Annotated in this window: 9 protein-coding genes; all 9 read left to right on the forward strand. The window is 65.3% G+C overall.

What is annotated here, in order from left to right; all coding sequences use genetic code 11:
- Nucleotides 1-36: 36 nt before the first annotated feature.
- The 9 genes from H165_RS0107980 to H165_RS0108020 all read left to right on the forward strand — a co-directional run bounded on the left by H165_RS0107980 (nt 37) and on the right by H165_RS0108020 (nt 11,937).
- Complete coding sequence (locus H165_RS0107980) at nt 37-927, forward strand: NAD(+) kinase (protein WP_017938398.1); 891 nt, start codon at nt 37-39, stop codon at nt 925-927.
- The gene (locus H165_RS0107985) at nt 927-1,898 is read left to right on the forward strand and encodes a metallophosphoesterase (protein ID WP_017938399.1); all 972 of its coding nucleotides are present in this window, start codon (nt 927-929) and stop codon (nt 1,896-1,898) included. Before H165_RS0107980 ends, H165_RS0107985 begins: the two co-directional genes overlap by 1 nt.
- The gene (locus tag H165_RS0107990) at nt 1,895-2,761 is read left to right on the forward strand and encodes a rhomboid family intramembrane serine protease (protein WP_017938400.1); all 867 of its coding nucleotides are present in this window, start codon (nt 1,895-1,897) and stop codon (nt 2,759-2,761) included. The genes H165_RS0107985 and H165_RS0107990 overlap by 4 nt, the downstream gene beginning before the upstream one ends.
- A gap of 72 nt (nt 2,762-2,833) precedes the next feature.
- The gene (locus H165_RS0107995) at nt 2,834-3,094 is read left to right on the forward strand and encodes a YeaC family protein (RefSeq protein WP_017938401.1); all 261 of its coding nucleotides are present in this window, start codon (nt 2,834-2,836) and stop codon (nt 3,092-3,094) included.
- Nucleotides 3,094-3,927 carry a DUF2797 domain-containing protein gene (locus tag H165_RS0108000; protein ID WP_017938402.1) on the forward strand — a complete coding sequence of 278 codons (834 nt, stop codon included), beginning with the start codon at nt 3,094-3,096 and terminating at the stop codon, nt 3,925-3,927. Before H165_RS0107995 ends, H165_RS0108000 begins: the two co-directional genes overlap by 1 nt.
- Before the next feature lie 36 nt (nt 3,928-3,963).
- Entirely contained in the window at nt 3,964-6,633 is a 2,670-nt protein-coding gene (gene pepN, locus H165_RS0108005) for an aminopeptidase N (RefSeq protein WP_017938403.1), read from the forward strand.
- A gap of 567 nt (nt 6,634-7,200) precedes the next feature.
- Nucleotides 7,201-9,180: a DUF1302 domain-containing protein gene (locus H165_RS0108010; protein WP_017938404.1), complete on the forward strand. Its 1,980-nt coding sequence runs from the start codon at nt 7,201-7,203 to the stop codon at nt 9,178-9,180.
- Between the two features lie 64 nt (nt 9,181-9,244).
- Entirely contained in the window at nt 9,245-10,615 is a 1,371-nt protein-coding gene (locus tag H165_RS0108015) for a DUF1329 domain-containing protein (protein ID WP_017938405.1), read from the forward strand.
- A gap of 245 nt (nt 10,616-10,860) precedes the next feature.
- On the forward strand, nt 10,861-11,937 hold the full coding sequence (locus H165_RS0108020) for a YCF48-related protein (RefSeq protein WP_026146459.1): 1,077 nt from the start codon (nt 10,861-10,863) through the stop codon (nt 11,935-11,937).
- Nucleotides 11,938-11,970: the final 33 nt, after the last annotated feature.

Below are 11,970 nucleotides of genomic sequence, written 5' to 3' on the forward strand. Positions count from 1 at the left end.
CTTTCCTTCCGTCCCAGATAGCCGTGCAGGGGTTCCATGGAGCAGTTTCGTAATATTGGCATCATCGGCCGTCTGGGCAGTTCCCAGGCGCTCGATACCATCCGGCGTCTGAAACGCTTCCTGCTCGACCGTCACCTGCATGTGATCCTTGAGGACACCATCGCCGAGGCTCTGCCGGGGCACGGTCTGCAGACCTCCTCGCGGCGCAACCTCGGCGAGGTCTGCGACCTGGTCATCGTGGTCGGCGGTGACGGCAGCCTGCTCGGCGCGGCACGTGCGCTGGCCCGCCACAAGGTTCCGGTGCTCGGTATCAACCGCGGCAGCCTGGGCTTTCTCACCGACATCATGCCGGACGAGCTGGAGGTCAAGGTCGCCGAGGTGCTCGACGGCCACTACCTGGTGGAGAGCCGCTTCCTGCTGGAGGCCGAGGTGCGCCGCCACGGCGAGGCGATCGGCCAGGGCGACGCCCTCAACGACGTGGTGCTGCACCCTGGCAAGTCCACCAAGATGATCGAGTTCGAGCTGTTCATCGACGGCCAGTTCGTCTGCAGCCAGAAGGCCGACGGTCTGATCGTCGCCACCCCCACTGGCTCAACCGCCTATTCGCTGTCCGCAGGCGGGCCGATCATGCATCCCAAGCTGGATGCCATCGTGGTGGTGCCCATGTACCCACACACCCTGTCCAGCCGACCGATCGTGGTGGACGGCAGCAGCGAGCTGAAGATCGTGGTGGCCAAGGACATGCAGATCTATCCGCTGGTCTCCTGCGACGGCCAGAACCACTTCACCTGCGCGCCGGGCGACACCATCACGGTGGCCAAGAAGGTGCAGAAGCTGAGCCTGATCCACCCGCTGGACCACAACTACTACGAGGTCTGCCGGACCAAGCTGGGGTGGGGCAGTCGCCTCGGCAACGGAGGGGACTGATGCTCGATCCCCAGCGTGGCTATGACCTGATCGGCGACGTGCATGGCTGCGCGCATACCCTCGAGCGCCTGCTGGAGCGCCTCGGCTACCGGCGCCAGGGCGGCGTCTGGAAGCACCCGCAGCGCATGGCCCTGTTCCTTGGCGACATCGTCGACCGCGGCCCGCGGATCCGCGAGGCGCTGCATCTGGTGCACGACATGGTGGAGGCCGGCCAGGCCCGCTGCATCATGGGCAACCACGAGTTCTACGCCTTGGGCTGGAGCACCCCGGCGCCGCCCGGCAGCGGCCGGCAGTTCGTCCGCGAGCACAGCCCGCGGCATGCCCGGCTGATCCGTCAGACCTTGCAGCAGTTCGAGGACCATCCGGGCGACTGGCACGATTTCCTCGGCTGGTTCCAGGAACTGCCGCTGCTGCTCGACGGTGGGCACTTCCGTCTGGTGCATGCCTGCTGGGACGCAGCGCTGATCGAGGCGTTACGCGCCCAGTACCCGGATGCCCGGGTCGATCTGGAGTTCGTCCAGGCCTCGGCCGTGCCCGGCAGCTTCGCCTCGCGGGTGTTCAACCGCCTGTTGCGCGGCACCGACATGCGCCTGCCCGACGGCCTGACCCTGACCAGCGAGGACGGCTTCATCCGTGGCTCCTTCCGCACCAAATTCTGGGAGGATGACCCCAAGACCTACGGTGACATCGTCTTCCAGCCCGATGCTCTGCCGGAGTGGGTGGCGCGCATGCCGCTCAGCGAGGAGGAGCGCCGCCAGCTGCTGCGCTATGGCGAGGACGAGCCGCTGTTGTTCGTCGGCCACTACTGGTGCAGCGGCACCCCGGCGCCGATCCGAGCCAATCTGGCCTGTCTGGACTACAGCGCGGTGCTTTACGGCAAGCTGGTGGCCTATCGGTTGGATCAGGAAACCCGACTCGACCCGCACAAGTTCGTGTGGGTCGAGGTGGAACGCCCGGAGGCACTGCAATGACCCCCGTCGCCGCCCTGCGTTTGCCCGTCCAGCAGGATCTCAGCGGCTTCATCACCCTGCTGCAGCGCCTCGGTGTGCCGCACCGGGTCAGCGAGGAGCGCGGTGAGCAGGTGCTCTGGGTGCCCGGCGAACAGCTGGCGATCCAGGTGCGCGAGCTCTACGCCCTGCACCCGGAAGGGGATCCGCTGGGCGAGCTGGAGGCTCCGCCTCCGCCGCGCCCGTCCGTGCCCGGCGTCCTCGACCGCCTGCGCGATGCCCCGCTGACCGCCCTGGTGCTGCTGGTCACCCTGCTGGTCGCCGGGGTGACCCTGCTCGGCGACAACTTTGTGGCGATCCGCTGGCTGAGCTTCCAGGACTTCCATATCCAGGGCGACTACATCTACTTCGCGCCGTTCGCCGAGAGTCTCGGGGGCGGGCAGTGGTGGCGGCTGTTCAGCCCCATGCTGATCCACTTCGGCCTGCTGCACCTGGCGATGAACGCCCTCTGGTACTGGGAGCTGGGGCGGCGCATCGAGGCACGCCAGGGCGGTCTGGCGCTGCTCGGCCTGACCCTGCTGTTCAGTCTGGTGTCCAATCTGGTGCAGTTCCTGTGGAGCGGCCCCTCGCTGTTCGGTGGCCTGTCCGGGGTACTGTTCGGCCTGCTCGGCCACTGCTGGATCTTCCAGAAGCTGGCGCCGAACGCGGCCTACCAGTTGCCCCGCGGGGTGGTGGGGATGATGCTGGTCTGGCTGGTGGTCTGCCTGTCCGGGCTGATCACCGCTCTGGGGTTCGGCAGCATCGCCAACGGCGCCCACGTCGGCGGGCTGCTGATCGGCTGCACCACCGGGTTGGTCGGTGGTGCCCTGGCGCGGCAGCGGGGTTGATCTCGGCCGGTACCCCGGGCCTTCGCCGTCAGAGCCTGTTAAACTGCCCGCTTCGCTGTTGGAGGCCCGTCCATGTCGTCCTTTCTGGAAATGATCGAGAACATCACCCCCGAAATCTACGAAAGCCTCAAACTGGCGGTGGAGATCGGCAAGTGGCCGGACGGCCGCAAGCTGACCCAGGAGCAGAAGGAGCTGTCGCTGCAGGCGCTGATCGCCTGGGAGATCAAGAACCTACCCGAGGAGCAGCGCATCGGCTACATGGGCCCGCAGGAGTGTCACTCCAAGTCCGCGCCGGTCCCCAACCTGCTGTTCAGCTCGGGAAGCCTGCACTGATGCTCGAACTGGCCCGCGGCTCGCTGAGCAAGATGGCGGCGCAGCTGGACGAACCGGTGCGCTACGCGTTCCGCAGCGGTGAGGTGGAGGTGCCAGTCAACCCGCTAATCGGCCGCCATCTGCGCCTCGAATACCTGGGCGCCATCCACTGCATCCACTGCGGACGTCGCACCAAAACCAGCTTCAGCCAAGGATACTGCTACCCCTGCATGCAGAAGCTGGCGCAGTGCGACCTGTGCATCATGAGCCCGGAGCGCTGCCACTACGACGCCGGCACCTGCCGCGAACCGGCCTGGGGTGAGCGGTTCTGCATGACCGACCATGTGGTCTACCTGGCCAACTCCTCGGGCATCAAGGTGGGCATCACCCGTGCCAGCCAGGTGCCGACCCGCTGGCTCGACCAGGGCGCCAGCCAGGCGCTACCGATCCTTCGCGTGGCGACTCGCCAGCAAGCCGGCTTCGTCGAGGACCTGCTGCGCAGCCAGGTGCCGGACCGTACCAACTGGCGCGCGCTGCTCAAGGGCGATGCCGAGCCGCTCGACCTGCCGGCCATCCGTGACGAGCTGTTCGAGCGCTGCGCCGAGGGCCTAGAGGCGCTGCAGCGGCGCTTCGGCCTGCAGGCCATCCAGCCCCTGGCCGATGCCCGGCCGTTGGAGATCCGTTATCCGGTCGAGGCCTACCCGGCCAAGATCAGTACCTTCAATCTGGACAAGAGCCCGGTCGCCGAGGGCACGCTGCTCGGCGTCAAGGGTCAGTACCTGCTGTTCGACAGCGGCGTAATCAACGTCCGCAAGTACACCGCTTACCAAATCGCCATCAGTTGCGCGGGCTGAGGCTCTCCGCCCGCCGCCGTTCCGGAGAAGGCTCCTATGCGTACCGAACAACCGAAGACCATCTACCTCAAGGACTACCAGGCGCCCGAGTACCTGATCGACGAGACGCACCTGAACTTCGAGCTGTTCGAGGACCATACCCTGGTGCATGCCCGGCTGGTCATGCGCCGCAACCCGGAGCGCCAGGCCGCGACCGGCGTGGCGCTGCCGCCGCTGGTGCTCGACGGCCAGCAGCTGGAACTGCTGGCCGTCGCCCTGGATGACGTGGCGCTGAGCCCGGCCGACTACCAGCTCGACGACAGCCACCTGACCCTGCAGCCGAAATCCGAGAGCTTCGTGGTCAGCAGCTCGGTGCGCATCCACCCCGAGCTCAATACCGCGCTGGAAGGCCTGTACAAGTCCGGCAAGATGTTCTGCACCCAGTGCGAGGCCGAGGGCTTCCGCAAGATCACCTACTACCTTGACCGCCCGGACGTCATGAGCCGCTTCACCACCACGCTGTCCGGCGAGAAGCTCAAATACCCGGTGCTGCTCTCCAACGGCAACCTGATTGCCAGTGGCGCGGGGGAGGGTGGGCGCCACTGGGCGACCTGGGAGGACCCGTTCAAGAAGCCGGCCTACCTGTTCGCCCTGGTCGCCGGCGACCTCTGGTGCGTGGAGGACAGCTTCACCACCATGAGCGGCCGCGAGGTGACCCTGCGCATCTACGTCGAGCCGGAGAACATCGACAAGTGCCAGCACGCCATGGACAGCCTCAAGCGCGCCATGAAGTGGGACGAGGAGGTCTATGGCCGCGAGTACGATCTGGACATCTTCATGATCGTCGCGGTGAACGACTTCAACATGGGCGCCATGGAGAACAAGGGCCTCAACATCTTCAACTCCAGCTGCGTGCTGGCCCGCGCCGAGACCGCCACCGACGCCGCCCACCAGCGCGTCGAGGGGGTGGTGGCCCATGAGTACTTCCACAACTGGTCGGGCAACCGGGTGACCTGTCGCGACTGGTTCCAGCTGTCCCTCAAGGAAGGCTTCACGGTATTCCGCGACGCCTCCTTCTCCGCCGACATGAACTCGCGCACCGTCAAGCGCATCGAGGACGTGGCCTTCCTGCGCACCCACCAGTTCGCCGAGGATGCCGGCCCCATGGCCCACCCGGTGCGCCCGGACTCCTACATGGAGATTTCCAACTTCTACACCCTGACCGTCTATGAGAAGGGCGCCGAAGTGCTGCGCATGATCCACACCCTGCTCGGTGCGGAAACCTTCCGCAAGGGCTCGGATCTGTACTTCGAACGGCATGACGGGCAGGCGGTGACCTGCGACGACTTCGTCAAGGCCATGGAGGATGCCAGCGGTCTCGACCTGACCCAGTTCAAGCGCTGGTACACCCAGTCCGGCACCCCGCGCCTGGCGGTCAGTGAGTCCTACGACGCGGCGGCTGGAACTTACAGCCTGACCTTCCGGCAGAGTTGCCCGCCGACTCCGGGCCAGCCGAGCAAGCTGCCGTTCGTGATCCCCGTGGAGATGGGCCTGCTGGATGCCAGGGGCCAGGATCTGCCGCTGCGCCTGCAGGGAGAGGCTGCCGCCGTGGGCACCAACCGGGTGCTCTCGGTGACCGAGGAGGAGCAGACCTTCACCTTCGTGGACATCCCCGAGAAGCCGCTGCCCTCGCTGCTGCGCGGCTTTTCCGCGCCAGTCAAGCTGAGCTTCCCCTATGACCGCGACCAACTGATGTTCCTGATGCAGCATGACAGCGACGGCTTCAACCGCTGGGAGGCCGGCCAGCAGTTGGCTGTGCAGGTGCTGCAGGAGCTGATCGGCCAGCAGCAGCGCGGCGAGCCGCTGGTGGTGGATGCGCGCCTGGTGCAGGCCCTGCGCAGCGTGCTGGAGAACGAGGCGCTGGACCAGGCGATGGTCGCCGAGATGCTTTCCCTGCCCAGCGAGGCCTATCTCACCGAGATCAGCGAGGTGGCCGACGTGGAAGCCATCCACGCGGCCCGCGAGTTCGCCCGCCGGCAGTTGGCCGAGGCACTCTTCGAGCCGCTCTGGAAGCGCTACCAGGCCAACCGCGAAGTCTCCCGGCAGACTCCCTACGTGGCCGAGGCGGCACACTTCGCGCGGCGCAGCCTGCAGAACATCGCGCTGTCCTACCTGATGCTCAGCGAGCGTCCCGAGGTGCTCGCCGCCTGCCAGGAACAGTTCGAGGCCTGCGACAACATGACCGAGCGCCTGGCCGCTCTGGCGGTGCTGGTCAACTCGCCGTTCGCCCAGGAACGGGACAAGGCCCTGGCGGCGTTCGCCGAGCGCTTCAAGGAGGATCCGCTGGTCATGGACCAGTGGTTCAGCGTGCAGGCCGCTTGCCCCCTGCCGGGCGGTCTGGAGCGGGTCAAGGCGCTGATGGAGCACCCGGCCTTCAACCTGAAGAACCCCAACAAGGTGCGCGCGCTGATCGGCGCCTTCGCCGGGCAGAACCTCATCAACTTCCACCAGGCCGACGGTTCCGGCTATCGCTTCCTGGCCGACATCGTCATCCGCCTGAACGTCCTCAATCCGCAGATCGCCGCCCGCCAGCTGGCGCCGCTGACCCGCTGGCGCAAGTACGACAGTGCCCGCCAGGCGCTGATGCGCGGCGAGCTGGAGCGCATCCTGGCCTCCGGCGAGCTGTCCAGCGACGTCTACGAGGTGGTGAGCAAGAGCCTGGCCTGATCGGGCGCTCGCCGGGAAGCGGCCTGATGCCGCTTCCTCGTCTCTCCAGGCCCGCCGGTAGCCGATGCCGACGGGCCTTTTCGTTCAGCCCCAAAGAACGGTCCTGCCTTTCTTAGTGTTACCGGAAATTGTAGGTAACACCCTTTGTTACCTATTGGAATATCCATTCTCCACCTAGTAGATTCGCCAGCCCTAGGTTGGGGGCTTCGGCCGTTCGTCCGGCACTTCGGCTTTCCCTTGGTTGGGCTAGAGAGTGACAAATCGGGCCATGTTGTCGGACAGGATTGGCTTTTGGTTGGGGGTCTTGCAGTGATTTTGATCGATGGCTGATCAGTCACGAAGTGGCCGGAAAGCCTTGCTGGGTGGTCGCCAGGAATTGTCGGACAACTGGCAATTTGGCATCCAGGTTGCAGGCCTCGCTGCGATGCAGGCCCTTGGGTGTCAGCAAAGCGCCGAGGTAGACGCGTTGCGTCGTGCCCGATTCAACCAAGTCGCATCCGCGCGGTGCACAGCGGGTCCGGCGACCGGACTTGCGATAAGAACAACGATCTGTCCACGGAGTAAGTCATGGAATTGCAGTTCCATAGTCCCATGCGTTTCGCACCGACCAAGGCGGGGTTTGCCCTGGCCGGTCTTCTGCCTCTGCTGGTGGCCGCCCAGGCCCAGGCTGTCGAGTTCAGCTTCGCTGATGGCGAGATCAGCGGTTCCCTCGACACCACCCTGTCCTACGGCCAGCTGTGGCGCGTACAGGGGCGCGACAAGAGCAACGACGACATCAACACCAATGACGGCAACCGCAACTTCGACACCGGGCTGGTTTCCGAGGTGTACAAGGTGACTTCCGACCTGGAAGCCACCTGGCGCAACTATGGTCTGTTCGTGCGCGGCACGGCGTTCTACGACACCCAGATCATGGACAAGCGCAACGACTACCTGAACAACAACAGCCCGCGCCAGCCGAGCCAGAGCTTCCCGCGCGACGACAGCTTCACCTACGAAACCCGCCACAAGGCCGGTCGCGACGCGCAGATCCTCGACGCCTACCTGTACGGCAACTGGGAAGTGGCCGGCATGCCGGTGACCGGCCGCGTCGGTCGCCAGGTGTTCAACTGGGGTGAGGGCCTGTTCTACCGCGGCGGCATCAACACCACCAACCCGATCGACGCAGCCCGTTTCCGCCTGCCGGGCTCGGAGCTGAAGGAAGTGCTGGTGCCGGTGGAGGCGTTGAGCTTCAACTTCGGCCTGACCGACAACCTGTCGATGGAAGCCTTCTACCAGTGGAACTGGAAGGAGAGCGCGCTGGACCCGGTCGGCACCTTCTTCGCCGAGACCGACCTGTTCGCCGATGGCGGCAACACCGCCTACACCACGGTTGCCGCGCTGAGCAACCCGCTGTTCCAGTCGCTCTATCCGAGCCTGTCCGGCGCCCACTTTGCGGGCCTGCAGGGCACCGAGTATCTGGACGGCAACGGCGTGTTCAAGGTCGCCCGGATTGGCACTGACCTCAATGCCAAGAATGACGGTCAGTTTGGTGTGGCTTTCCGATACATCGCCGAGGAGCTGAACTCCACCGAGTTCGGTTTCTACTTCGTGAACTACCACGCCAAGGAGCCGACCATCTACGCCGACCTGAACCGCAGCTACGCTGGTCTGGATATCGACCAGATGGCTGCTCTGGGTGCCACCCAGGGGGTAAGCGCCGGCAGCTACGACGATCTGGTCGCCCAGGCCGCTGCCGGCAATGCTGCTGCCGCCCAGGTGCTCAGCCTGGTCAATGGCGCCGCTGCCGTGGACGTGGCCAACCAGGTCAACGCCCGTCGCGAGTATGTCGAGGACATCCGCATGTACGGCGTGAGCTTCAACACCACCATCGGCGAGGCCTCGGTGTTCGGTGAACTGGCCTATCGACCGAACCTGCCGATCGGCATCAGCACCACCAACGACCTGCTCGGCGACCTGCTTGGCCAGGCTGCGCAGCTCGCCGACGGTCGTACCGTCAACCTCGCCGGCAAGGACCTGCGGATTACCGATCAGGTCCACAACTACGAACGCGTGGAAATCTTCAATGCCTCGCTGGGCACCATCTACAACTTCGGCCCGGCGCTGGGCTTCGACTCGCTGTTCGGCGTCGCCGAGCTGGCTTCCGAGCACCTGCGTGGCAGCAGTCTGAAGTATCGGGCCTGGAACGGCACCACCCGCTACTACTCCGGCCGCCCCAACAACTCCTACGTGTCCGGCTACGACCGCGACGCCCAGGTCAACCGCAATGCCTACGGCTACACCCTGGTGCTCTCCGGTACCTGGAACGACGTGCTGGCCGGTGTGAACCTCTCGCCCTTCGTGGTCTACAAGGACGACTTTGAGGGCAACTCGCACCAGACCGGCAACTTCATCGAGGGCCGCAAGGCCTACACCCTGGGCATCAAGGCCAGCTACCTGAACAGCCTGGAAGCCGAGCTGCAGTACACCGAGTTCTATGGCGGCGGCCGCAACAACAGCGCGCGTGACCGCGACAACATCGGCCTCAGCGTCAAGTACTCGTTCTGATCACGAATAAGAAGCAGCCGGGCGCCCGCTGGCGTCCGGCCAGAAAACATCACGGAGAATCACAATGCTGAAGAAGCACATCCTGACCGGTGTGGCGGTGGCTCTCGCGCTGTCCACGGGTTCAGCGCAGGCGGCGGTGTCGGCTGCTGAGGCGGCCAAGCTGGGCACCACCCTGACCCCGTTCGGCGCCGAGAAGGCTGGCAACGCGGCCGGCACCATCCCCGCGTGGACCGGCGGTATCACCCAGGCGCCGGCCGAATACAAGGGGCCGGGCCAGCACCATCCGGATCCGTTCCCCGGTGACCAGCCGCTGTTTACCATCACCAAGGGCAACCTGGAACAGTACAAGGCCAACCTGACTCCCGGCCAGATCGCCCTGTTCCAGGCCTACCCGGACACCTACCAGATGCCGGTGTACCAGACCCGCCGCTCGGGTTCGGCGCCCAAGTGGGTGTACGACAACACCATCAAGAATGCCACCAGTGCGAGGCTGGTCGATGGCGGCAACGGTTTCGCCGACGCCTACGGCGGCATCCCGTTCCCGATTCCGCAGAACGGCGTGGAAGCGGTATGGAACCACATCGCCCGCTACCGCGGCACCTACATCGTGCGGCGTGCCTCGGAAGTGGCGGTGCAGCGTAACGGCAGCTTCAGTCTGGTGACCTCCCAGCAGGAAGCGCTGTTCAAGTACTACCTGCCCAAGGGTAGCTACGCCGACCTGAACAACATCATGTTCTACTACCTGTCCTTCACCAAGAGCCCGGCCCGCCTGGCAGGTGGCGCGACCCTGGTGCACGAGACCCTGGATCAGGTGAAGGAGCCGCGTCAGGCCTGGGGGTACAACGCCGGCCAGCGCCGCGTGCGTCGTGCGCCGAACCTGGCCTACGACACCCCGATCGCCGCCGCCGACGGCCTGCGCACCGCCGACGACACCGACATGTTCAACGGCGCGCCGGACCGCTACGACTGGAAGCTGGTGGGCAAGAAGGAGATCTACATCCCCTACAACAACTACAAGGTGACCAGCGACAAGGTGAAGTACGCGGACCTGCTCAAGGTCGGCCACATCAACCCGGCATACACCCGCAACGAGCTGCATCGCGTGTGGGTGGTGGAGGGCACTCTGAAGCCGGGCGCTCGCCACATCTACTCCAAGCGCACCATGTACCTCGACGAGGACAGCTGGCAGGCCGCGGTGCTCGACCAGTACGACGGTCGCGGCGAGCTGTGGCGCGTGTCCATCGCCTACCTGAAGAACTACTACGAGCTGCCGACCACCTGGTCCGCGCTGGACGTGTTCCACGATCTGCAGTCGCGTCGCTACTACGTGCAGAACCTGGACAACGAGGAGCCGAGCACCATCGACTTCAGCCAGCCGATTCCGGATGACGGTTACTTCAAGCCGGCCGCGCTGCGCCGTCGCGGCACCCGCTAAGGCGTGAACGAAGGCATCGTCACTCTCCCGCGACGGGGAGGGGCGATGCCTTCTTCATTATTGATGGAGAAGGCTCGCCATTCGCCTGTTGGCGGCCACCGGCATGCGCCGCTCTGACAGCGTGGCAAAACCGCGCGGATGCTTAACAAAACATAACGGAGCGTCGATTGTCAGTGGTTTCCAAAGCTGGCTAGGATACGCTGCCAGTGAGCCAGCCATATCAATAACAAGAAGGGGAAGGTTTTATGAGTGAGCCCGTTTCGCGGCGCACCCCGTCTACTCACATCGTGCCGTCGTATCGCACGCCGCTGGCGAGGATACTGTCTCTGTGCAGCCTGCTGTCCGTCTTCGCCCTGGCCCCCGTTCCGGCTCATGCCGAGCTCGGCGAATCCTCCGCCCCCGTGTATTCCATCGAGTCGGCCCGTGCCGCTCACAGCCTGCTGATCGACATCGCCCTGGCCGGCAAGCGCCTGGTGGCGGTCGGTGAGCGTGGACACATCCTCTATTCCGACGACGACGGCCAGACCTGGGTGCAGGCTCGCGTACCGACCCGCCAGTTGCTGACCGCCGTGCATTTCGTCGATGACAAGCAGGGCTGGGCCGTCGGCCATGATGCGCAGATCCTCGTCAGCAAGGATGGCGGCGCCACCTGGGCCCAGCAGTACATCGACGTCGAGCGCGAGGAGGGCGCCCCCTTCCTCGACGTGCTGTTCACCGATGCCCAGAACGGCTTCGTGGTTGGCTCCTACGGCGCTCTGTTTGTCACCCGCGACGGCGGAGAGACCTGGGAGGACGCCTCCGACCTGGTCGACAACCCGGACGGCTACCACCTCAATTCCATCGCCCAGATCAAGGATTCCGGCCTGTTCATCGTCGGCGAGATGGGCGTGATGTTCCGCTCCGCCGACAACGGCGAAACCTGGGAAACCCTCGAAGGCCCCTACGAAGGCTCGCTGTTCGGCGTGCTCGGCACCCGCGAGCCTGGTGTGGTGCTGGCCTTCGGTCTGCGCGGCAACCTGTACCGCTCCGCGGACTTCGGTTCGAGCTGGGAGAAGGTTGAGCTGAAAGCGGCCAGCGGCAACGATCTGGAGTATGGCCTGGCCGGTGGCAACCTGCTGCCGGACGGCAGCATCGTCCTGGTCGGTCATGGCGGCAGCGTCCTCAAGAGCAGCGACGACGGGCGTAGCTTCGTCGTGATCAATCGACCCGATCGCCTGTCGCTGTCCTCGGTGGCGGCGACCGCAAACGGCAACCTGATTCTGGTGGGGCAGGCGGGGGCACAACTCGCTTCGCCGACTGGCGCCAAGTTGGGCCAACAATAACGACAAGCCTGGGTTCTATGGGATATGACATCG

The organism is Pseudomonas thermotolerans DSM 14292, assembly GCF_000364625.1.
Taxonomy (GTDB): Bacteria; Pseudomonadota; Gammaproteobacteria; order Pseudomonadales; family Pseudomonadaceae; genus Aquipseudomonas; species Aquipseudomonas thermotolerans.

Excerpts from the sequence above, each read along its gene's own strand:
- H165_RS0107980 (WP_017938398.1), top strand. The coding sequence starts at position 37 with ATGGAGCAGTTTCGTAATATTGGCATCATCGGCCGTCTGGGCAGTTCC.
- H165_RS0107985 (WP_017938399.1), top strand. The coding sequence starts at position 927 with ATGCTCGATCCCCAGCGTGGCTATGACCTGATCGGCGACGTGCATGGC.
- H165_RS0107990 (WP_017938400.1), top strand. The coding sequence starts at position 1,895 with ATGACCCCCGTCGCCGCCCTGCGTTTGCCCGTCCAGCAGGATCTCAGC.
- pepN (WP_017938403.1), top strand. The coding sequence starts at position 3,964 with ATGCGTACCGAACAACCGAAGACCATCTACCTCAAGGACTACCAGGCG.
- H165_RS0108010 (WP_017938404.1), top strand. The coding sequence starts at position 7,201 with ATGGAATTGCAGTTCCATAGTCCCATGCGTTTCGCACCGACCAAGGCG.
- H165_RS0108000 (WP_017938402.1), top strand. The coding sequence starts at position 3,094 with ATGCTCGAACTGGCCCGCGGCTCGCTGAGCAAGATGGCGGCGCAGCTG.
- H165_RS0108020 (WP_026146459.1), top strand. The coding sequence starts at position 10,861 with ATGAGTGAGCCCGTTTCGCGGCGCACCCCGTCTACTCACATCGTGCCG.
- H165_RS0108015 (WP_017938405.1), top strand. The coding sequence starts at position 9,245 with ATGCTGAAGAAGCACATCCTGACCGGTGTGGCGGTGGCTCTCGCGCTG.
- H165_RS0107995 (WP_017938401.1), top strand. The coding sequence starts at position 2,834 with ATGTCGTCCTTTCTGGAAATGATCGAGAACATCACCCCCGAAATCTAC.